This window comes from Acinetobacter guillouiae, assembly GCF_002370525.2.
Classification (GTDB): domain Bacteria; phylum Pseudomonadota; class Gammaproteobacteria; order Pseudomonadales; family Moraxellaceae; genus Acinetobacter; species Acinetobacter guillouiae.
Window position 1 is genome coordinate 1686896 of sequence record NZ_AP014630.1, and the last position, 23762, is coordinate 1710657.

Below are 23762 nucleotides of genomic sequence, written 5' to 3' on the forward strand. Positions count from 1 at the left end.
ATGAGAACAGTTAGGAACGACTGAATAAACTTAAAAATATTCAGTTTATCTCACGAATTTCACACATAGGAACGTGCATTTAACTATCTGTCTTAGATAGTTTAGGGATAGATGAAAAGGATGAAACTGATGCGTAAACAACGATTATTCAATGATATACAAAAAATATTGGCGCTTAACTTATCTATAGCTGCAAGCTTTTGGGGACTGAACACACAAGCTTATGCGCATGGTGGACAGGCAGAATTAGTCCCTTTATATCAAAACATGAGCGAGCAAGGCGCTAAAGTTGTAAAAGATGATTTTACCAATACGTATATGATCAGCAAAGGCTCTATAGTGGTGAGAGCTAAACCAAATTCAGATCAGGTTTTAGTCAATGGTAAACCGTTAAAGTTAAGTGTGCCATTAGTTATTAAAGAGGGTAAGCCTGTTATTGGCAAAGACTTTTTCAATGAAGTATTTCAGTCTGGCTTAGATCAAACATTTAAAATTGAAAACACGTTTCACCCACTCAATAGTTTAAGTACAGAAGAAATCAAAAAAACATTTGAAAGTATTAATCGCTCAAAATATGCCTATAAAAATATGCGTTTTGCCGAGTTAAAGCTGAAAGAACCTGAAAAAGCCAAAGTGTGGGATTATTTTATTAACCACAAAGACTATAAAGAAGACCGTATAGCATCTTTTATTCTATTAAAAGGTAATCAAGCGATTGAAGGTGAAGTGAACCTTCATACTCAGCAAGTTACAGAGTGGAATGTATTAAAAGATACACATGGAATGATCCTGCTAGATAACTTCGAGACAGTCCAGCGTGTGATTGAGTCAAGCAAAGAATATCAGGAAGCTTTACGTAAACGAGGTGTAACGGATGTTAAAAAGGTCATTACCAATCCTTTAACGGTTGGATATTTTGGCGGTAAGGATGGTTTAGACAAACAACTGAATGTTTTAAAAGTCGTGTCATATTTAGATACAGGCGATGGCAATTATTGGGCACATCCTATTGAAAATTTAGTTGCTGTGGTTGATCTAGATAAAGAAAAAATTATTAAAATTGAAGAAGGGGCAATGATTCCCGTTCCGATGGCAGATCGACCTTATGCGACTAAAAATACGCAACCCCCGAAAATTAAACCACTGAACATTATTGAACCTGAAGGTAAAAACTTCACAATTACTGGACAAACTGTACATTGGGGAAACTGGTGTTTCCATGTTGGACTAGATTCTCGTGTTGGATTACAGCTTTCAACCGTGACTTATAAAGATAAGGGTGTAAAGCGTAAAGTCATGTATGAGGGCAACCTTGGTGGAATGGTTGTTCCATATGGTGACCCTGATATGGGATGGTACTTTAAATCTTATCTAGACTCAGGTGAGTATGGTATGGGAACACTCACTTCATCGATTCAACTGGGAACAGATGCACCAGAAAATGCGGTTTTACTGGATGCTGTGATTGCTGACTATAAAGGGCAGCCCCAAGTTATTCCAAATGCGATCGCAATTTTTGAGCGATATGCTGGACCTGAGTATAAGCATCAAGAAATTTTTGGTGATCAGGATGCAACTGAAGCCCGCCGTGAGCTTGTGGTGCGCTGGATTAGTACGGTTGGAAACTATGATTACATGTTTGATTGGGTATTTGCTCAAAATGGTGTCATTGGAATTAATGCTGGTGCAACAGGAATTGAAGCTGTTAAAGGGGTTAAAGCGCGAACTATGCATGACAGTACTGCCAAAGAAGACACTAAATACGGCACGTTAATTGACCATAATATTGTTGGTACAACGCATCAACATATCTATAACTTCCGTTTAGATCTGGATGTCGATGGGGAAAATAATAGCTTTATGCATATGGACCCTGTCGTGAAGGTAAATGACAGAGGTGGTGTTCGTACAAGTACGATGCAAATTGACAGTCAGGTGATTAGCAATGAGCAAAACGCCGCTGAAAAGTTTGATCCGTCGACTATTCGTTTGCTAACCAACTTTAATAAGGAAAATAAACTCGGTAACCCAGTTTCTTATCAGCTGATTCCGTTTGCTGGCGGTACACACCCTGTGGCGAAGGGGGCAAATTTTGCCAAAGATGAATGGTTATTTAAACGCCTGAATTTTATGGATAAGCAAATTTGGGTGACGCAGTACGATGCCGATGAACGCTACCCTGAAGGTAAATATTCAAATCGCTCAACGCATGATACTGGTTTAGGACAGTTTATTCGTAACAATGACAATATTGAGAATAAAGACCTTGTGGTCTGGATGACGACAGGAACAACCCATGTTGCACGTGCTGAAGAATGGCCAATTATGCCAACCGAATGGGTTTATACCTTAATCAAACCGTGGAATTTCTTTGACAATACACCAACCTTGAACTTGGGTGATGAAAAAGAAAATACCCAGCATGAGCATCACTAAAGATGCCAATCAGCAAGTATAGGTAACCAATAAGTTACCCAAAACTTAGCGTCTTGTAGACCGTTCACAAAAAAGGAATTTTGTATGAAAACGCTACTTTCTCAAGTGATGAGAGGGACTATCTTTGTCTCAATTTTTTCAACTGTCTATGCAAGCGAAATAGAAATCCAACCGATTTTTGAAGTCACCTTGGGTGCTTTTAGCAGTGGGAAAAGTTATAACGGTGAAAACATAGCTGAGCAAAGAATAAATTGGCAAGAAGGGCATCTTAAATATGGTGCAAAAGGACAATACACATTGAATAACAACCAACTCTACGCAGGTTTGAGTGGGATTAGCTCAGCCACATTTGGAGAGGGGGATGCAGGACAAAATAGTAATGGTAAAGAACGTAAAACTGATGTGAATGAATGGGTCATTGGTTTTAAAGATGGTACTCATAAAGATCAATTGACCACTTATGATTTAAGTATTGGTCGACAAAATATAATGATTGGAGACGGTTTTTTTATTGCTGGTGATGCATTAAACCTCGGAAAACTACCCGCAGATGGCGCATTAGACCGTGGAGGGGCCTATTATCTGGCGGCACGACGCAGTTTTGATTTTACCAGTCTGCTGCAATATAAATTGCAAGATCATACAACCTTAAAACTGGCCTATTTAAAATCGAATAATAAAGCACAATTTTCATCAGAACTCTTTGTGACTGATCTGATGTATCAACTTAATGATAAAGGTATCGGATTTACTTACTTAAATGTATTAGATCTTGAAGATGCCGAGCATATTTCAGGGCGGGAAGATCTTAAAAATTATGCTTTACGTTTGAATTATCAACTTTTACCAGAATTACAAATAAAATCTGAATTTGTTGTTCAAGACAAAAAGGAACACCAAGAAAATGCAGGTTATTTAGGACTGAACTATAACTTTTTATCCTCAAAATATACGCCTTCGCTAGGCTATCGCTTTAGTCGTTTTTCAGACCAATATGATCCCATGTTTTATGGAAATACCGTGGGATTTGGAACATGGTTTCAGGGGGAGGTTGCTGGAAATTATGCGGGTCCTTTCAATAAAAATGCCGATATTCATCAAATATCTTACATGATGAATTTAAAAGAAAATTTTATATTAGGTGCTTTGGCACATAAGTTTAAAACAGTAAATAAAGCTTTAACAAATGTTGATGGACATGAGTTGGATGTGTTTTCGGTCTGGTCTGTAAATAAAAACGTTACCGTTATTCCGCTCATTGGGCTGTATAAACCGAAGCAAGATATCCATAGTGGCGGTACTCAAAACTATGATGATAAGACCAATCTATATGCTCAATTGATTTTGCAATATATCTATTAATTAAGCCCTTTAAAGTTAAGTGTGAGGAATAAAAATGAATGAAGTCAAAATATTAGATAGCGTACAGACTTTTTTGAATAGAGCGCATGGACATTTTATTGACGGAAAGTGGGTTGCTGCTCAACATTCAAATAAAGTTGATATTGTAAACCCCTCTACCGAACAAGTCATTGCTCAGATCAGTATCGCGAGTCAACAAGATGTTGTAGATGCAGTATCCAGTGCAGATCATGCTTTTCAAAATGCTTGGGCTGAAACGACACCGTATCAACGTGGTGTAAAACTAAATAAATTGGCAGATTTAATTGAGCAATATGCTGAGGAACTTGCGCAACTAGAGTCTTTGTCTACTGGAAAATTAATTCATATTTCCCGTCATCTTGAAGTGGCACAATCTATTATTTTTTTAAGATATTTTGCTGGTTGGGCCACCAAGATTCATGGTCAAACCATGCAACCTTCTATTCCTTCTACACAAGGTGAAAAATATACCGCATTTACCTTAAGGCAGCCTGTTGGGGTCGTCGCGGGTATTGTTCCGTGGAATTTTTCACTCATGATTGGCATTTGGAAAATTGGTTCAGCTTTAACAACAGGCTGTAGCATTGTGCTGAAACCCAGTGAATTTGCCAGTTTGTCATTGCTACGTTTAGCTGAGTTAGCAATTGAAGCGGGTATTCCAGCAGGTGTGATCAATGTTGTGACGGGTAAAGGCGAAACTGGGCAATATCTGATTGAGTCACCCTTGGTTAAAAAGGTTTCTTTCACAGGCTCAGTACCTACGGGGATTGCTATTGGTAAGCTTGCGATGAGCAGTGATTTAACTCGTGTTAGCTTGGAGTTGGGGGGTAAAAATGCGATTGCCATTTTGGCTGATGCAAATATAGATGAGATTTTACCTACCTTGATACAAGCAACTTTTGTGCATCAAGGCCAAGTATGTGCATCGCCAGAGCGGTTTTTTGTGCATCAGACAAAATATGATGAGCTTGTTGCCAAGCTTTCTAAAGCATTATCTCAATTTAAAATTGGATCGGCGATGGATGAAAGCAGTATGTTTGGTCCGCTGTCTAACCGGCCTCACTTTGATAAAGTAAAGCATTATTTAGATTTGGCTAAAGCCAATAATCAAATTATTGCTGGTGGAGATACTTTGCAACAAACAGGTTATTTTGTCGAACCGACTTTAATTTCCTTAAAAGCGATTGATGATCCATTATTTTTAGAAGAGACCTTTGGTCCAATTGTAGGGTTAATGCCGTTTGAAACGGATGAAGAACTCATTCAGCTGATGAATCATTCTCGGTTTGGTTTAACCGCAAGTATTTGGACCAACGATTTATCCAAAGCTTTGCGGTTAATACCGAAAATTGAAGCGGGTACTTTATGGGTCAATATGCATACTTTTTTAGATCCGTCGGTTCCATTTGGTGGTGTGAAAGCTTCAGGAACTGGTCGAGAGTTTTCAGATGCATTTATTGAAGATTTCACTGAATTAAAATCAGTGATGATTCGCTATTAAAAATGTGCATAGATATTTAAAAGTAGGTAGCAGAGTCTGAAAGAGTGGTATCGCTTCCAGTGATCTACTGATTGCGAATATAGGCTTGATAAGTTCTGAAAATATATAAGTTGAACAAGCTTTAAAATTTAAACAGCCCAATATATCTATATATTGGGCTGTTTCGAGTAAAAATTAATAGGTTAAAGTCATACTTTGTTGTGTTGCTTGATCAATTTGCTTTTGGCTTACTGCATCATCCTTACATTGATAGTTTTCAAATAATGGGAGCTGATCGGCAAAGTGTGCATCGGTCTTTCCATTGCGATGAATAAATCCACTTTGACCAGGTGCAAGAATTGAACACATGCTGACTTGATTGGGATTAAGTACCACTCTAAAGGTTGCACTCCCTGTATTCCCATAGGTGCTCAGCTGTTGTTGATGCGCCTGATCAGCCCATGGAATACCCACTGAGTTTTTGTTGGAGAATTCCATTGTGGCAACAGGAATTTTCCAGTCATTGGGTTGGTCTGAATGATATTGTTTTGAAAGCTGAATTAAGGTGTTTTCTAAGGCAGTTAACACCACATCATCTGCTGATTGTCCTTTTAAGAAATCAACGGTTTGAACAACGCTGGCTTGTTTGCCTTGCAGTGCATTCCAGATTAGTTTGGATGCATTGGCAGGTTGTGTACTCCGTGGGTCATTATTTACTGGGTAAAGGGTATCTGTGTAACGTGCATAAATATTTTCAGATAGATTTGGTTTAAGCACCAATTCAATCATTTGATTGAGCCATGTACGCATAATGACAGGTGCTGCGCCTTGATAGAATTTAGCTTCACTGTCAGGACGAAGTTTGAAGTCCCAACTCGCCAATATCGGTGCGATTTTCTTTACTAAAGGTGATGCGTTCGGGCTTTGCGCAGCTTTGACCATATAGGGAATAAAATAACGCGCATTCAGATCCGACCAAGCGCCCATTTTATTGATATCCCAAATGTCTTGTTGGCTTAATTTTGCTTTACTTTCTAGGGGTTCAATCAGTTCATTGACACGGTCAACATGAGAGAAGTTGGAGGAATCAGAACGTAAATCCGCATAAGCTTTATTGTTCCAACTGCTAATATAGCCTTTTTCAGGGTTATAGGCTTTGGGATTGTGTGAGAAATCATAGAAACCCTGCCATTCCATTGAGCCATCACCTTGAGCAGGCAGTTGAATATGCTGGTTTTCAGGGCGGATCGGTAAACGACCCAATGCAGCGACACCAATATTATTTTGGGTATCGGCATAAAACCATGTAATCGAAGCCGCGACACGTTTGGCTTGATCTAGGAATTCTTGCCAGTTGCTCGCTTTTGCTGCATTGGCCCAGCCCAATAAAGTTTCAATCTCTACACCTTCCCAGCTACGTTTTTGTGCATAGGCGGTATGATTTTTTTCATCCCATGTGCTGACAAAGCCTTGTTTACTTTGATACACATCTAAAACGTGGTCTGGCTGATTACGGACTTTAATTTTGATCTGTTGATGTTCAAAGGGAATATAACTGCCTTGATAACGGTACTGTTTTGGATTGCTCGGATTTAAGCTAAGTTGATAGACGTCATTGGTATCAAGCGAACCGACAGTTGAACCCCAAGCAATTTTTCCATTGGTTCCAAATAAAATAGCAGGTAGACCGACGGGGGTAATCCCAGTGAGATTATAGCCAGCACCATGTAACCCAACCGCATAAGTAATTGCAGGCGTGTACCAGCCTTGTTGAGGGCCATTATATAAAACCGTTTGGCCTTCTACCGTTTTATCTCCTGTGACCACCCAAGCATTACTGGCTGTAGGGACGCCATCAACCACACTTTTACCCAATGCGATACGTGCTTGAGCTAAATAGTTTTTGGCTGCTTGGTCTGAGATAGGCGCTATACCTTTTAACATGTGTTGCTGACGTGCTGAAACTTGTGGTTTTGCTTTAGATTGAATAATTGTAGGAGCACTCGGATCATCTAACCAACGTAATTGCTGATAAACTTTTAATCCTGTTTCTGGACCTTTTTCTTTTTGTAGTTGAGTCAGTAAATCTAAATTTGAGACTTCTGAACTGGCTGAAAAAAAGCGATTGAGAATTAAACCCACCCAGACCATTGCGATATCTTCTTGCTGCCATGTCGATGGTTTAAAGTCATAATCAATAAATTCTTTAGGCATCAGCTCTGGATTGGCCAAAACCTCTTGGACACGCTTATTAAAACCAGCAGCATAACCATCGAAAATGGCACGATCTTCAGGAGAAAGTCGGGCAATTTGTTGTTTAATCTGTTCAGGATTAAAGCGACTATGGGTTGCAATATCATATTGTAGATAATCGGGACCGAGCACTTCAGCAACAGTGCCTAAACCTGTACGTTTTGACATTTCCATTTGAAATAAACGATCAGTTGCGACTGCATAAGCATAGCCATAAAAAAGACCATAAGTGTCCTTGGCATAGACATGCGGTGTGCCAAAATTGTCACGTTGAATCGTGACCTGTTTTTGCACTGGGTTTGATTCTAAACGAGAGGATGAACTACATCCTGCAAGCAATAAACAACTTAAAACACCTAATTTGATTAAGTGGTGTTTATCGCTCAGTTGATTATTTGAGGGTCTTTTTTTCAATTGAAATATCCTTTTCATTATTGTTGAGAAATAGAGTGTTGGGAAATAAATGCTTTTAGATGTTTTCTAAAAACAGTAGATTTATCGATATACAGGTCCTGAATAAATAAAATGATTGTTATTTTTATATGTAATTTTCTATTACTTTGTGGGTATATATTTATACTTTTAAATAAAGAGGCCTATTTTAAAGTGTTTGGTACTGAGTTTTATCTCATCATTTTATTTTAAATATGCTTTCTCAAGTCTTGATGAAATGCCAAAAAATAAAGGGATATGTTCTATCCCTTTATGCTGCGTCAAAAATTAAGTGTCAAAGCTCAGTCGTAAGAATTTCAGAGAGAAATTTTTCAAGTGCAGCATTGAATGCTTCAGGACATTCAATATTTGAAATATGCGATGCTTGAATTTCCACAAGTTGGGATTGCGGAATGTGCTGTTGCATAAATTGCCCATCTGCAACTGTAGTTACAGGGTCTTGCGTTCCTGCAATGACCAAAACTGGAATCGTGATATCTTTGAGTTGATTGCGGACATCCGCTTTAGCCAAAGCCTCACAACAATTGGCATAACCTATTGCGCTGCCAGCACTTAAGTCGTTACACAGATTATTGACAATTGCAGGATGACTTTGGATAAAGGGATCTGTAAACCAACGTGATGCAGCGGTTGCTGCGATGCTGGTTAAACCTTGTTCTCGGACAAGTTGGGCACGATCTAGCCATGCTTGTTCTTGTCCAATTTTTGCTGCGGTATTACTGATAACAACAGCATTAAATCGTTGTGGATAATGGATGGCTAACCATTGACCTGTTAACCCCCCCATAGAAATGCCACAGAAACTGGCTTTTTCAATATTTAAATGATCCAGTAATCGAATCACATCTTCAGCCAATTGGGGCAAGGTATAAGGACCTTGTGGCGCAGATGAAGAACCATGTCCACGGGTGTCATAGCAAATGACAAAAAAACGTTCTTTAAAATAATTGAACTGCTTTTGCCACATGCCATAGTTGGTCCCTAAGGAATTTGAAAAGACCAGTGCAGGGGAGTTAGGGTTTCCAAAACTTTGATAATTAATCTGTGCATCCGCTGATTGAAAAGTTGGCATTGCTCGTTCCTTAATTTTGATCAACACGTTGAATAATGAGCGCGATACCTTGACCTACCCCAATACACATTGAACATAAGGCATATTCACCTTTGATCTGTTCAAGTTGATTTAAGGCAGTGGTCACCAGTCTGGCACCTGATGCACCCAAAGGATGACCTAAAGCAATCGCCCCACCATTGGGATTGACACGTGCATCATCATCTGCCAAACCTAAATCACGGGTTACGGCCAAAGCTTGGGCGGCAAAAGCTTCATTTAGCTCAATCACATCCATTTGCGCTAAACTAAGATCGGCTTGTTTAAGCAGTTTCTTAATTGCAGGCGCAGGTGCAAAGCCCATAATTCGTGGTTCAACACCCACCGTGGTTGCTGCAATAATTTTGCCACGTGGTTTTAATTGGTATTTTTCTACGGCTTCATCTGAAGCAATCAATAAGGCTGCTGCACCATCATTAATCCCAGACGCATTTCCCGCCGTGACCGTACCATCAGCTTTGACCACACCTTTAAGTTTTGTCAGCGCAGCTAAAGTGGTTGATGCACGTGGATGTTCATCGGTATCCACAATCACAGCATCACCTTTACGCTGTGGAATAGAGACAGGCACAATCTCATTTTGGAAAAAGCCTTGAGCTTGTGCTGCCGCAGTACGTTGTTGGCTATTTAGCGCAAACTGATCTTGATCCTCACGGTTAATATTGAATTGCTCTGCCACGTTTTCAGCGGTTTGTGGCATGCTGTCCACACCATACAATTCTTTGAGTTTTGGATTGATAAAACGCCAGCCCATGGTGGTGTCTTCAATCTTTTGACTGCGTCCAAAAGCACTGTCCGACTTGCCCATCACATAGGGCGCACGGCTCATGCTTTCTACACCACCGGCAATGATTAAATCTGCTTCATTGGCTTTAATGGCACGAGCTGCCATGGCAATCGCATCCAGTGATGATCCACATAAACGGTTGACAGTGGTTGCTGGCACTTGGTATGGCACACCCGCCAATAATGCTGACATACGCCCGACATTACGATTGTCTTCACCAGCCTGATTGGCACAGCCATAAATCACATCATCAACTTGCTGCCAATCTACCGTGGGATTACGTTGTATCAATGCTTGAATTGGAATTGCACCGAGGTCATCTGCGCGTACTGGCGCAAGACCACCGGCATAACGACCAAATGGGGTACGGATGGCATCTATGATGTAAGCGTTTTTCATGTTGTTTATATCCTTAAATAATCTCCCTTGCGCTGCTACTACCGCAGCTCACCTCTTTGTAACAGAAGAAGTTCCCCTCTTTCATAAAGAGGGGTTAGGGGAGATTTAATCATTCCGCAAGGGAGGGATTTATTATCCCTGTGTCGCATCAATCAATTGAGCACCCGTCAAAGCCTGTAATTCTTCAAAGCTCAGACCTGCAACTTTTTCAAGCACTTTTAAGCCATCTGCAGTCACATCAATCACGCATAAGTCGGTATAAATACGATCAACACAATGCTTACCTGTTACTGGATAGCTCAGTTCTTCAACAATCTTCGGTTCACCTTGCTTGGTCACATGGTCGGTGGTGATAAACACTTTCTTGGCCCCTACAGCCAAATCCATTGCACCACCCACCGCAGGAATCGCATCAGGCGCACCGGTATGCCAATTGGCAAGGTCGCCATTAGCCGCCACTTGGAATGCACCCAATACAGCAATATCCAGATGTCCACCACGCATCATGGCAAAAGAATCACCATGATGGAAAAATGAACCACCCGTTAGCATAGTCACATATTCTTTGCCAGCATTAATCAGCTCAGGATCTTCTTCACCTTTGGCAGGTGGAGGACCAAAAGCCAATAAACCATTTTCAGAATGCAGGAATACATCTTTGTCTGTTGGCAGATATTTTGAAATCTTGGTCGGTAAACCAATGCCTAAATTGACATAAGCCCCATCGGGAATATCTTGGGCAACACGTTCAGCAATTTGGTCACGGCTTAGTTTTTGGTAGCTCATTGTTATTCTCCATTACCATTGGCTGTATCAACTGCAACCACATGCTGAACAAAAATCCCTGGGGTAATAATGTGTTCAGGATCTAGCTGACCCAGTTCAACCACCTCTGAAACCTGCGCAATGGTGACATCTGCAGCCATCGCCATGATTGGACCAAAGTTACGTGCTGATTTGTTATAAACCAAGTTGCCCCAACGGTCGCCTTGATGTGCTTTAATCAGTGCGAAGTCTGCTTTAATCGGATATTCAAGCACGTAGTCTTTGCCATCGATATGACGAGTTTCTTTACCATCTGCCAATAAGGTACCAAAACCTGTTGGGGTAAACACTGCCCCTAAGCCCATTCCTGCGGCTTGAATACGACACGCGAGATTACCTTGAGGAACCAGTTCCAGTTCGATCTTGCCCGCATGATAGAGTTCGTCAAATATCCAAGAATCAGACTGACGTGGGAAAGAACAAATGATTTTACGGACTGCACCTGATTTAAGCAGTTTAGCCAGACCATAATCGCCATTGCCTGCATTGTTATTGACAATCACCAGATCTTTAACGCCAAGTTCAATCAGCCCATCGATCAGCTCTGCGGGCTGTCCTGCTGTTCCAAAGCCACCAATCATAATGGTTGCACCATTTTTGATGTGTGATAGAACCTCAGTCAACGAGAGCTTACTTTTATCAATCATAAGACGAACCTTTTATCCATGTTTTTAAATTTCTATACATGCCGCATTAGCAAAGATAGACATGTATAGAAACTTAAAAAACTGTGAGAAAGAACTTATCTCACAGTTATTTGGTCAATGAATTTACATCCGCTGCTTAATGGTCATCTTCTCGAATTGAAGACGGATGACGGTTTAAGGCCGTCACTTCGATATTCATATAAGGATATAAAGGCAATCCCTGTAAAATATTGTGGAGTTCTTCATTGCTCTCTACATCAAAAATACTGGTGTTTGAGTATTGACCTGTAATACGCCAGATATGACGCCATTTCCCTTGACGCTGTAAATCTTGTGAATAAGCCTTTTCAATTGCTTTAATTTCATTGGCTTTTTCGACGGGCATATCGAGGGGGATGTGTACATCCATTCGTACTTGGAAAAGCATGTCAGCTCCTTGAATTATTGACGACGTAGGTTGTCGATTTTGTCTTCATCTAGTTCAATGCCGAGGCCCGGACCAGTTGGAATTTTGAGCTCAAAATTGCCATATTGAAGCGGTGTTTTTAAAATTTCTTCAGTCAGTAGCAGTGGGCCAAATAATTCAGTTCCCGCTGCGAGATTGCTAAATGTAGAGAAGGCATGTGCTGAGGCAATTGTTCCAACAGGACCTTCAAGCATAGTGCCACCATAAAGATCAATACCTGCCAGATTGGCGATTTTTCCGACTTCACATGCTTCAATCAGACCACCAGATTGCGCAACTTTTACCGCAAAAACTGAGGCTGCATTGGTTTTTGCCAAGTTATAAGCACTTTGCGGACCTGTTAACGACTCATCTGCCATGATCGCGATATCAAACTTACGGCTAAGACGTTGCATAGCATCAATATTATGTATTGCACAAGGCTGTTCAATCAGGTCAACGCCACCATCTTGAAGCATTTGAATCCCTTTAATTGCATTCAGTTCAGACCAAGCACGGTTAACGTCTACACGAATTGAGATGTCTGCGCCCAAGGTTTTTTTGATTGCCAATACATGCTCAACATCTTGTTCAACAGGACGTGAACCGATTTTTAACTTAAAGACATTGTGACGTTTTAACGCAATCATTTTTTCTGCTTCGGCAATGTCTTTTTCGGTATTGCCCGACGCCAAAACCCAAAGCACAGGAATACTGTCACGTAAGCGACCGCCTAAAATTTCACTCAGGGGTTGACCTAAACGTTGTGCTTGAATATCTAATAATGCAGTTTGAACAGCACATTTCGCAAAACGATTACCGTTGATATTACGATGGATCACTTGCATTGTTTGGGCAATATTGGCACCAGACAGTGTTTTTAACAATGGCGCAAAATAGGTTTCGATATTGGTCTTTACACTTTCAGGACTTTCTTCACCATAACCTAAACCGCCAATTGTGGTCGCTTCACCCCAGCCAATTAAACCATCTTCAGTCGTGATTTTAATCAGGACCAAGGTTTGGGTTTGCATTGTCGCAACGGCCATCTTGTGAGGACGTATCGTTGGAATTTCGATTAACAGCGTTTCTATGGACTTGTACATCGTGGTTATTTCTTAAGTATCAATCTATTTATATACCCTAATTTAATGTAATATCTTTAACTAGGCCGATTTTGGTATTTTTAGATACTTAAAAGGTATATAAAAGGGATTTATAGAGATGGAATTAAGATATCTTCGTTATTTCGTTACAGTGGTTGAAGAGCAGAGTATTACCAAAGCTGCAGAAAAATTATGTATTGCTCAACCGCCATTGAGCCGTCAGATTCAAAAGTTAGAAGAAGAACTCGGTATTCTTTTATTTGAGCGTGGCACACGTCCAGTAAGAACAACAGAAGCAGGGCAATTCTTTTACCAACATGCGGTACAAATTTTGACCCATACTGCGCAAGCCACCTCTATGGCGAAGCGTATTAGTTCAATGAATACAATTGTCCGTATTGGTTATGTCAGTTCATTGCTGTATGCATTACTGCCTCAGGTAATTTATTTATTTCGTCAAAATAACCCTGATATTCAGGTTGAGCTGATTGAATACAGTACCAAGGATCAAATCGAAGCACTCAAACTCGGTAAAATAGATTTAGGCTTTGGTCGTTTAAGAATTAGTGATCCATCGATTAAGCGCATTTTATTGTACAAAGAGAAATTAAAATTAGCCGCGCATAAAAATCATCATTTAACCAGTTATATTGATAAAGGTATTTATTTATCACAAATTATCAATGAACCTATTTTTTCTTATCCAGCCACACAGAAGCCCAATTTCTCAACCTTGATTCAATCCATTTTTACCGAATTAGGCTTGGTACCGAAAGATATGGTTGAAGTTCGAGAAATCCATATGGCTTTGGGTTTGGTGTCGTCAGGGGAAGGGATATGCATTATTCCTGAAAGCGCCAGTGAAATAGGCATGAAAAATCTGGTCTATATTCCGATTTTGGATATAGAGGCCTATAGTCCTATTTCATTAGCCGTGAGAAATATGGATCAAAGTCCTTATTTACCTAAAATTTTAGAATGTATTCGACAAGTCTTTGAAGAAGAAGGGATTCCACTTCAACTCGATGGGGATTAATCGAGTATAGGTCTGCGCTGAGATCAATATAAAATCCCTTCATCCTCGCCTTCTCCCAACGGGAGAAGGGACTTTCAATACCAATATGATTCACTCAACATGATCATTTTTTGGTTTATGAATAGGATCTATTGAGTTAATGATTTGAAACCATGATTTTAAAATATTGATTTTAAAATGACATTATCGGTCTTTATCCTTGCATTCTTAATGAATTCGCAATGTATTGCAGTTCCTGTTCGTCATTGATTAAGCCTTGCTGGATGGTGGCAATTTGCTCTTGAAGATTGCTCAGCAGTTCTTGGCATTGTGCGATAACTTCATCGCTATATAGATCAAGCTTTTGCCACAAACTATGTGAGATCTCGCTATATAAACGGTCATGGCCAATGGCTAAGATTTCGGTTGCATCATCAGCATAAATTACTTCATACGCCAGATGCTCAGCAAACTGTAACGGACTGAGAGGGGCATATTGCAGTTGATAATCCGATAAAGTATTTGCAATATGTTGTGATAGAAGCTGTTGAGCCTGTTGGGTCAATGCACTATACAATTCATCCACTGCTTGCTGCTCGGCATGTTGCTCTAATAAGCTTGGCAGGGTTGCAATCATACTGCGCCATGTTTGCGTAATGATCTGCTGTTTATGTTGCAGCAAAGCGCTTATAGCATTGCTTAGCTGCAGCTGTAATTGATGCAGTTGTGGCACAACCTCAAGTTGTAAAGGCGTTAGAATTTGTTCTTGTAAATGATGTAACAAGGCTTCCGCAGGTTTACGCTGTTTATAAGCCAGAGCAGGTTGGATCAAATGTAAAAGTGCATCAAATAAACGATTAAAACCTGCCATTTGCATGGCCTGATCATTGAAATCCGCATTTTTCAACATCTGAGAGGAGGTTGAAATTGGCGATTGCAACAGCACAGGATCAACTTGCATTGCGATCAGTTGGTCAATAGCGCGGGTTTGAACATCGGTTTCTTGCAGATAACGTTGGTCAGAGGTTTTATTGCATAGAATCTGGCAAATGTCGCCATCGACTTCATCTTCTTCAAAATAATCACTGCGTGTAAGCACTGGCAATAACGGTTTATGTCGGCGTAATTCCTGCCCCAAAGCCGCTAATTCTTTGACTTGACCGGGTGAGGAGGAACTACTGAGCCAAAGGACACCATCCGCACTATCCATAAAGCGTTGGGTTAATGCTGCATTTTCTGGCGTAACGGAATGAAGTCCTGGGGTATCCAGTAAAATGAGATTGTTCGCTAAACAAACCCCTTGTAAGCGTGTGGTGGTTTCTGTGGCACCTTCTTTAAAACGCTCTTGACTATGGATAATTTGACCTGAGTCGAGATAAAAATATTCAACGCTTTGCTGGCGTCTGTGAAAACACTCTGCCACTACGTTACAGAATGAACTTTTACCCGCATTGAATTTTCCGAAAATCAGCAAAATAATCTTATCGTCAAAATGATCTGCGATGGATTGTGCAGCATGTAGGGTTTCTAATTGTGTTTCCCAATGGCTGAGATAGCTTTCAAGCTGTGAATTGAGTACTGCGATGTCTTGGGCAATCTGACAATGTGATGTCAGTCCAATGGGATTGATACGTTGTTTATTAAGATTGATCGCCAGTTGCTGATGCCAAGTGTGCATCTTATTTAAATGCAGGATGATGTCCTGTTCATGCTGATCAAAAGCTTTGCTACTCGCAATCAGCGTCTGAATCGAATCATGCGAATCATGAACGGTCATTATACCTGCTCCAAAGTGGTTGATGCTTGTTGAGCTTGTATGATGAGCTGCTGTTGCTGCTGCAAATTAAGTAATTGCTGTTGCAACTGCATTCGATCAGAAGACAATTCAAAATAATGGGCAAATTCACCACGTAAACGTTCACGACCTGATTCTTCCACAAAAATAAGATTGAGATCCTTACGCAGTTTGACTGAAACACCCATCACCGCAACCATGACCGTATCTAGACTGCGTACATTACTTTTTTGCGTATCGGGTAAACCCACCACACCATAGCGCACCAGATGGCTATTGATTTCGATACAGGCACGAGAATAAGCCACTTGAATACGGTTACGATCACGTTTGCCTGCGGTTACTTTATACATATTGGCAAAAGAATCTGGTTCTAGCGAATTATCCTGCCCAGAGACCTGTAGGACCGGTTGTAAATCTTGACGCACTTTATCTAATATTTGATTGAGATCACGCTCAAAATTTTGGCGTTGCTGCTGTAAGCTTGTTGTAAGTTGCTGAATGTTACTTTGAATGGTTTCTAGGTGCTGGGATAAGCGCATTTTTAGATCAACAATGATCTGTTTTTTTTCAAATTGACGTATTGCGGGGACTTGCTCAAGCATCCGATGAAGTGTGTGTTGTAGTTCGGGAATACCACTGCGTTGTACCAGTATGGGTTTGGAATTTTCGATACCTTGACGGTGCCGTGTAGCTGATACAGGTCGTATCGTTGCAGTTGGTGCTTGATTTTGAATGCTGCCAATAATCTGTGCTAAAACGGCTTGATCTGGAATTTGGTCAATTTGAGTAAGCAGCAGTAAGCTTTGGCGTTGGGTTTGCTTTGCATCTTGCTCGAATTGCTGGAATAAGTGCAATTCATAAGGATCAAACTCACCTTCACGTACCGAATGGACCATTAGGCGGATATCTGCTTTATTCCACATCGCATCTTGAGCAAGTTGATCATCGATTGTCGCCACATCAGCATCCAAACCCGGCGCATCTAACCAACGGATTTGATGTTGCAGATGTTCGGAGAGGGCTATCGTTTCTCGTCTATCTGCAACTGAGAAAATATCTTGACCAATAAGCTCATTTAACAGTCGGCTTTTACCATGATTATATTTGCCAATCACTGTAACCGTCGGAAATTGACCTGCCTGTAGAATGGCACGCAGTCGAGCCAGAGCTTTCGCATCTTCAGGTACAACGGCTAAAATAGTATTGCTTGCTGCATCAAAAGTATGAATATCCATCTAAATATCTTTTCCATAAAATAAATCAGGCTAAACCGTTACAGCTCGCCTGATTTCAAGATTCACAAAATGACTTTTAGCTGAATTAAGCTTGTAGGCGAGGGCGGTCAACCACATGGTTATCAACACCATCTACAAGGCGGCTAAGTCTGAGGTCAAATACCATTTCGGCAAATGGACCTTCAACACCGTTGGCTTGGATCGCTGCTGCATCTGTATGTTCGATTGCGTCAACCACAAGGCCTTCACGTGTTGCGTAGGCGAAGTCATCATAGGTGTACGGGTCGCCAGCAACGTTAATTTGCGTGGTTAGTTTGCGATGACCATCTGCAGATACAAAGAAATGAATATGTGCAGGACGATTACCATGACGGCCTAATTGATTTAACAATTGTTGAGTTGGGCCTTCTGGTGGACAGCCATAACCTGCAGGTAGAATCGTTTGTACACGATATTGACCTTGAGCATCCGTCATAATGGTACGGCGCATGTTAAAAGGTTGTTGTTCGCCAGTTGGGTCAAAGTGTGAATAAAAACCTTTGGTATTGGCATGCCAGATTTCAACTTGTGCATTTGGCAGTGGTTGACCATCTGCAGCATAAATTGTACCGTGCAAAATCAGGGTATGACCATTTGGATCACTGCCATCATCCATACGAGCAAAACCTTGGGCAACAGGTGCACCTGCGACATAAAGTGGGCCTTCAATGGTACGCGGGGTTGGGTTCTCAATACCCAAAGCGGCATCAATTGCATCCATACGCATATCAAGGAAGTGGTCAAAGCCTAAACCAGGAGAAAGTAAGCCTGCTTCATGACTGGTACCTAGCTGGTTTAAATATGCAATTGCAGCCCAATATTCGTCAGAAGAAATCTCTAAATCTTCAATGGTCTTAAATAAGTCAGAAACCACCCGATGAATGATTTGCTTAGTACGAGGATTTCCACCGTCTTGCTCAAGTCCGCTGAGTAGGTTAATGAAATTCTGTACTTCTTCCGTTTCGAAAATTCTAATATTATTGGCTGTCATGGCTATCTCCTTAATCTTGCCATAATGCTGGCTTGCGTCATATCTTTTAAGATATGTTGTGCGTTGAGCCAGCATCATTCCTAATCTTGCTTGGTTCATAAATCCTTCTATATACCTTAATTGAATGTAATCCCCTTATCTAGACTGAATTCGGTATCTTTAAATACTTAAAAGGTATATTTAACCCGCTCAAATGATAAAACTGTGATGCTGTCATGCTATAGCTTGAAAATAACAATGTTGTTAGATCATTAAAAATAATAAAAACTACTTATTTTTCAATATTTTAAAATGTATTTTTATACATAAAAAATTGTTTATCTAGGTTTGAAATAGCAGTGGTATGACTGAAAAGGTATAAACATATACCACATTATACATGGAAAATTACATTAATAATTCTTATAATGGGTAATGCTGATGTATTCCCTTAATTATATCATTTTGAATTTATTTATATTTTAAGGAAGTGCAAAAGTTTTTGTCTGGAGGATAAGACAAAGAACACCCTAGAACTTACACAACAAGAATTTCAAAGATTCAGGAAAGGATTTCCCATGTTAAAGCTAGATCTGCTTTATAGAACTCAACGAGTTGCACTTTATACGCTGTTTGGATGTCTGAGTATAGATGCCGCTTATGCCGAGTTTTTAGAAGAGAGTAACACCAGTATTTATTTACGTAATTTCTATAATGAACGTGACTACGAAGATACCAAGCATGACCTCGGCAGTTGGTCGCAGGCGGCATCTGGGCGCTTTGAATCGGGTTATAGCGACACTGCGCTACAAGTCGGTTTGGATTTTGGTTTTCAATATGCCCTACGTTTAAATAATCGTTACGATGAACGTTTAGATACCGTTTTTAAATATGACAAAAGTGAAGCCCAACAAGCACGGGATTATTTAAAATTAGGTGCCACCTTAAAACTTAAATATCAAAATACAGAGCTTAAAGTGGGGGAGCTTTTTCCAAAAACACCGGTTTTATTTATTGATGATTCTCGACAATTGGTGACGACCTATGCTGGGGTAATGTTAGAAAGCCAAGACATTCAAAATTTAAAACTGTCTGCAGGTCGTTTTACCCATGTCAATGCCCGAGATGATGATGAATATAGAAAATTCACTTTGGGCAACTCTACAGATCCCAACAAAAGAAGTGATGGTTTAAATTTTATCGGATTAGACTATAAGTTTACCCCAAACTTCACTGGTTCATACTGGTTTGGTCAGTTGGAAGATATTTATCAACAACACTATTTCAATGCGGTTTATACAGAAAAAGTCAATGAGACCAAGCTAAAAGTAGATGCGCGCTATTTTAATTATAAAGAGGATGGCGATGCTTATTTTGGAAACATCGATGTTCAATCTCTAGGATTACAAGCGAGTGCACAGCATGGTCCAAATACCTTTTTAGCGGGTGTGCAAAAGCATATGGGTGAGGACAATATTCCACTTTTAAATGGTTATGTTCCGCAAGGATATTTACAGACTTGGTCTGCAATTGCATTTTATAAAGCGAAAGAGTTTACTTGGCATGCCTTATATAGTTATGACTTTAAAGATCATGGCGTACCGGGCCTGAAACTGACCTTGCGTTATTTAAATGGTAGTGACATTTATCGGGCTGGCTTTAAGGATAATAAAGAAACCGAGAAGAATTTGATTGTAAACTATACTGTTCCAGAAGGACGGTTAAAGGGGCTTGGAGTGGAATGGCGCTATATTGATGCCAATATTAAATATGGTGTTGGAAACCTTCCAGGTAGAGATTTTGTGGAAAATCGTTTTATCACAACCTATACCTTTAAATTCTAATTTTTGCTTAATCCAATAAATTAAATGGTGTCCCTATTAAAAACAAGGGGCATCATCTTTAGTAGTCAGGACATTTAAGCGTCCAAGTATAGTTAACCTGTAAAAACTGAGACACAAGAATATAATTTCTCTTAATTAACATTTTTAATTAAATCAATTGTATGGAGAAAATAAATTGTTTGATTCTAAAAAGCTTGCAATGCCACACCTTACATTCAAAGTTTAAATATCTTTGCGTAGGCGATGCCTCCCTTTTTAGAGATAAAAAGGGACAAAAATCTTTCGTTTAACAGGGCTCTTGCGCTGCAAACAAAGCAGTGCTCTATTTTTGCTCATATACCCCCGCTCAACGGCGACATCCTTGTCGCCCCACGGTAGGATAAGTATCTATGCTTCAAAAGCACAAAAAGTGAATTGATAACCAGCAGTTTCTAAACGTTTATACAAATACTTAAGCTTCATTTCTGATCAATGACTTGATGCAAATCAGTTGTATAAATAATTAGGTGGTTTGGCTATAAATAAGGATAAGCATAGTTAAATGCTTATCCTTTCTTCTCTAGTCAGATCATCAACAGGTATATGCCTAATAGGCAAAACTAAGCATTAATCTAAACAAACCCGCAATTAAAGCCAATGCTGCAAAACCGAAACACCACAATAAAATAAACCATGTCGTAGGGTTGAGTTGTTTGATGTATTTGTTCATCTAAAACTCCTTGATCAATGGTAGCCTTCATCACCAATACGGACTTTGTCTCGGAAAACCCAGTAAGACAAGAAGGTATAAGCGATAATAATTGGGATCAGAATTGCCGCACCGACCAAGGTAAATTTAAGACTTGATTCTGGTGCAGCGGCTTGCCAAATTGAAACTGAAGGTGGAATGATGTTTGGCCATAAACTAATTACAAATCCAGTAAATGCTAGAAAAACCAATGCCAGCGTATAGACAAAAGGTTTGACCTCGTATCGTTGCTTACAAGCATGTAAAATTAAACCAGAAAAGAGTACAACTAAAATAGGCACAGGGCTGAAATAGATAAGGTTTGGTAAGGCAAACCAGCGCTGGGCAATTTCAGGATGTGTGATCGGGGTATAGATACTGACGGCAGCAAAAATAATCATTAACGTAATTAACAGCTTTGGCATCAGCGTATACATGATGTCTTGTAAACGCGCTTCCGTTTTTAAAATCAACCAGCCACAACCTAAAGTGGCATACATGACAACAACACCTAAACCAGTGAAAAGTGAAAAAGGGGTAAACCAATCCCATACACCGCCACTATAAATACCCGCAGTGGTTTGAATACCTTGGATATATGCACCAAGGATAACCCCTTGGAAAAAGCTAGATAAGATCGATCCCCAAATAAAGGCTTGATCCCATAAGTATTTGGTTCGAGTTGCTTTAAAGCGGAACTCGAAGGCAACACCACGGAAAATCAATGCGACCACCATAAAAATGATAGGAAGGTATAAAGCAGAGAGTACCGTAGAATAGACCAGCGGAAAGGCTGCAAATAATCCCGCACCGCCAAGCACCATCCATGTTTCGTTACCATCCCAGACAGGGGCGACCGTATTCATCATGACATCACGTTCTTGTCGGTCTGGAATAAATGGAAAGAGAATGCCAATACCTAAATCAAAGCCATCCATCACCACATAAATCAGTACACCTAAACCAATAATGCCGACCCATATTAAAGCGAGATCAATCATGATGTTTCTCCTTATTTTGATCTAGCGGCGCTTGTTGTCCATCGATTGGATCATCCACAGCACTGAGGGGGCGTAATGGGGTTTTAAAATGCCCTAAACCAGTTATTTCAGGATCTAAATGAGTTAAAAACTCAGGTCCAGATTTCATGAGTCTGAACATATAATAAATCCCTGCACCAAATACAACGGTATACACCAGTACAAAAATGATCAGACTGAGTCCCACTTGGTCTGCTGTTACGGTATGCGATAACGCATCTTTGGTACGTAACACGCCATAAACCACCCAAGGCTGTCTTCCGACTTCTGTCGTAACCCAACCTGCGAGTAAAGCGATATAACCCGTTGGCCCCATCACAATGGCAAATTTATGAAACCATGTAGACTCATAGAGTCGATTCTTTTTGCGTAACCATAAGGCTGTTAAAGACAGCAATACCATTAACATGCCAAGACCCACCATGACACGGAAGCTCCAGAACACGATGGCTACATTTGGACGATCTTCAGCTGCAAAGTCCTTTAATCCAGTGACTTCGCCATCTAAGGAGTGGGTTAGAATCAAACTGCCTAAATAGGGAATACCGAATTCAGTTGTATTTTTTTCTTGTTGCATATTTGGTGTTGCAAACAGCAGAAGTGGCATCGCATGGTCACGGTTGGTCTCCCAGTGTCCTTCAATTGCTGCCAATTTCGCAGGTTGGTGTTTTAAGGTGTTTAAACCATGGTTGTCACCAATAACCACTTGTAAACAAGAGGTTACCAGCACCATCCATAAACCCATAGAGAATGATTTTTTAATTAATTCATCACGACGACCTTTAAGCAGATGCCAGCCCGCTGTGCCCACAACCAATAATGAAGACACTAAAAATGCAGCTGTTGCCATATGTGCAAAGCGATAGGGGAACGAGGGGTTAAATACAATTGCCCACCAGTCTGTCGGGACAATGATGCCATTTTCTATTGCAAAGCCTTGTGGTGTTTGCATCCAACTGTTAGAGGATAAAATCCAGAACATTGAAATACAGGTTCCAATGGCGACCATAAGTGTGGCAAAAAAATGGGCTTTTGCGGTGACTCGGCCCCAACCAAAAAGCATAATTCCTAAGAAGCCTGCTTCCAAGAAAAATGCGCTTAAAACCTCATAGGTGAGTAATGGTCCCGTCACACTCCCTGAGATACGCGAGAACTCACTCCAGTTGGTACCAAACTGGTAGGCCATGACAATGCCTGAAACAACACCCATAGCAAATGCAACAGCAAAAATCTTAATCCAGTATTTAAAAAGGTCTTTGTAAACAGGGTTTTGTGTACGTAACCATTTCCATTCCAGCAGCGCAAGGAAACAGGCTAAACCAATAGAGGTTGCAGGGAAAATAATGTGAAAAGACACAGTGAAAGCAAACTGAATTCTTGCCAGTTCTAGTGCAGTTAATCCGAGACTCATTGCATGCCCCATGGTTGCTTGAGGCATTGGACTGCTATAGACCCATGACCGTCATGATTAAGTTTGGAAAAAACCATAGATCGTTCCATAAAAACTACCTACTTAGAAATAATGTTTAGGGTCTGTTGATATTTCATAAATGGCTTGCGTTGTAGGCAAAAATTGAACAGGCAAGGCAGGAAACGAAGAGAATAGCGAGACTATTTTCGAGTTTCATAACGTAGGCTGAGATAATTTTAGCCACAACCCTTCGGGACTAGAGTGTTTTTTGCTGCTACATCGTTACGAACTACTGATTTAGAATGACTAAATTACGTATTTCGTGTCTCGTATCACCTAAAAAACACTCGTTGTCGCA

The 23762-nt window shown here is 40.3% G+C and carries 18 protein-coding genes; 5 read left to right on the plus strand and 13 right to left on the minus strand.

Features of this window, described 5'->3' with window-relative positions:
• Positions 1-120: 120 nt before the first annotated feature.
• The 3 genes from tynA (at position 121) to AS4_RS07745 (ending at position 5320) form a co-directional block, all read left to right on the plus strand.
• Positions 121-2436 carry a primary-amine oxidase gene (gene tynA / locus AS4_RS07735; RefSeq protein WP_167468937.1) on the plus strand — a complete coding sequence of 772 codons (2316 nt, stop codon included), beginning with the start codon at positions 121-123 and terminating at the stop codon, positions 2434-2436.
• A gap of 84 nt (positions 2437-2520) precedes the next feature.
• Complete coding sequence (locus AS4_RS07740) at positions 2521-3798, plus strand: hypothetical protein (protein WP_096733773.1); 1278 nt, start codon at positions 2521-2523, stop codon at positions 3796-3798.
• 34 nt (positions 3799-3832) lie between these two features.
• Positions 3833-5320, plus strand: a complete 1488-nt coding sequence (locus AS4_RS07745; protein ID WP_004721583.1) for an NAD-dependent phenylacetaldehyde dehydrogenase — start codon at positions 3833-3835, stop codon at positions 5318-5320.
• A 174-nt stretch (positions 5321-5494) separates the two neighbouring features.
• Here AS4_RS07745 and AS4_RS07750 read toward each other — a convergent pair whose 3' ends face one another.
• The 7 genes from AS4_RS07750 to AS4_RS07780 all read right to left on the minus strand — a co-directional run bounded on the left by AS4_RS07750 (position 5495) and on the right by AS4_RS07780 (position 13325).
• Positions 5495-7984: a penicillin acylase family protein gene (locus tag AS4_RS07750; RefSeq protein WP_096733774.1), complete on the minus strand. Its 2490-nt coding sequence runs from the start codon at positions 7982-7984 to the stop codon at positions 5495-5497.
• Between the two features lie 295 nt (positions 7985-8279).
• Positions 8280-9077, minus strand: a complete 798-nt coding sequence (gene pcaD / locus AS4_RS07755; RefSeq protein WP_096733775.1) for a 3-oxoadipate enol-lactonase — start codon at positions 9075-9077, stop codon at positions 8280-8282.
• A 10-nt stretch (positions 9078-9087) separates the two neighbouring features.
• On the minus strand, positions 9088-10302 hold the full coding sequence (gene pcaF / locus AS4_RS07760) for a 3-oxoadipyl-CoA thiolase (RefSeq protein WP_096733776.1): 1215 nt from the start codon (positions 10300-10302) through the stop codon (positions 9088-9090).
• Positions 10303-10434: 132 nt separating this feature from the next.
• Positions 10435-11088, minus strand: coding sequence for a 3-oxoacid CoA-transferase subunit B (locus AS4_RS07765; protein ID WP_096733777.1), 654 nt, complete (start codon positions 11086-11088; stop codon positions 10435-10437).
• A gap of 2 nt (positions 11089-11090) precedes the next feature.
• Positions 11091-11774, minus strand: a complete 684-nt coding sequence (locus AS4_RS07770) for a 3-oxoacid CoA-transferase subunit A (protein ID WP_096733778.1) — start codon at positions 11772-11774, stop codon at positions 11091-11093.
• A 136-nt stretch (positions 11775-11910) separates the two neighbouring features.
• Positions 11911-12201: a muconolactone Delta-isomerase gene (catC, locus tag AS4_RS07775; RefSeq protein WP_004820442.1), complete on the minus strand. Its 291-nt coding sequence runs from the start codon at positions 12199-12201 to the stop codon at positions 11911-11913.
• A 14-nt stretch (positions 12202-12215) separates the two neighbouring features.
• Entirely contained in the window at positions 12216-13325 is a 1110-nt protein-coding gene (locus AS4_RS07780) for a muconate/chloromuconate family cycloisomerase (protein WP_096733779.1), read from the minus strand.
• Between the two features lie 118 nt (positions 13326-13443).
• On the opposite strand from AS4_RS07780, the gene catM reads away from it, so the two are divergent.
• Entirely contained in the window at positions 13444-14361 is a 918-nt protein-coding gene (gene catM / locus AS4_RS07785; RefSeq protein ID WP_034617960.1) for a cis,cis-muconate-binding transcription regulator CatM, read from the plus strand.
• A 193-nt stretch (positions 14362-14554) separates the two neighbouring features.
• Here the strand turns inward: catM and AS4_RS07790 are convergent, their stop codons facing one another.
• The 3 genes from AS4_RS07790 to catA form a co-directional block, all read right to left on the minus strand.
• The gene (locus tag AS4_RS07790; RefSeq protein ID WP_096733780.1) at positions 14555-16117 is read right to left on the minus strand and encodes a dynamin family protein; all 1563 of its coding nucleotides are present in this window, start codon (positions 16115-16117) and stop codon (positions 14555-14557) included.
• Positions 16117-17373 carry a GTPase gene (locus AS4_RS07795; RefSeq protein ID WP_096733781.1) on the minus strand — a complete coding sequence of 419 codons (1257 nt, stop codon included), beginning with the start codon at positions 17371-17373 and terminating at the stop codon, positions 16117-16119. Before AS4_RS07795 ends, AS4_RS07790 begins: the two co-directional genes overlap by 1 nt.
• 85 nt (positions 17374-17458) lie before the next feature.
• On the minus strand, positions 17459-18403 hold the full coding sequence (gene catA, locus AS4_RS07800; RefSeq protein WP_004721555.1) for a catechol 1,2-dioxygenase: 945 nt from the start codon (positions 18401-18403) through the stop codon (positions 17459-17461).
• Positions 18404-18960: 557 nt separating this feature from the next.
• Here catA and AS4_RS07805 point away from each other — a divergent pair.
• On the plus strand, positions 18961-20226 hold the full coding sequence (locus tag AS4_RS07805) for an OprD family outer membrane porin (RefSeq protein ID WP_096733782.1): 1266 nt from the start codon (positions 18961-18963) through the stop codon (positions 20224-20226).
• A gap of 586 nt (positions 20227-20812) precedes the next feature.
• Here AS4_RS07805 and AS4_RS07810 read toward each other — a convergent pair.
• From AS4_RS07810 to AS4_RS07820, 3 genes are read right to left on the minus strand one after another with little or no spacing between them, the layout of a single operon-like run.
• Positions 20813-20935: a DUF2474 family protein gene (locus AS4_RS07810; RefSeq protein ID WP_096733783.1), complete on the minus strand. Its 123-nt coding sequence runs from the start codon at positions 20933-20935 to the stop codon at positions 20813-20815.
• 14 nt (positions 20936-20949) lie between these two features.
• Positions 20950-21954 carry a cytochrome d ubiquinol oxidase subunit II gene (cydB, locus tag AS4_RS07815; RefSeq protein WP_096733784.1) on the minus strand — a complete coding sequence of 335 codons (1005 nt, stop codon included), beginning with the start codon at positions 21952-21954 and terminating at the stop codon, positions 20950-20952.
• Positions 21947-23404 carry a cytochrome ubiquinol oxidase subunit I gene (locus AS4_RS07820; RefSeq protein ID WP_056513011.1) on the minus strand — a complete coding sequence of 486 codons (1458 nt, stop codon included), beginning with the start codon at positions 23402-23404 and terminating at the stop codon, positions 21947-21949. Before AS4_RS07820 ends, cydB begins: the two co-directional genes overlap by 8 nt.
• Positions 23405-23762 lie beyond the last annotated feature (358 nt).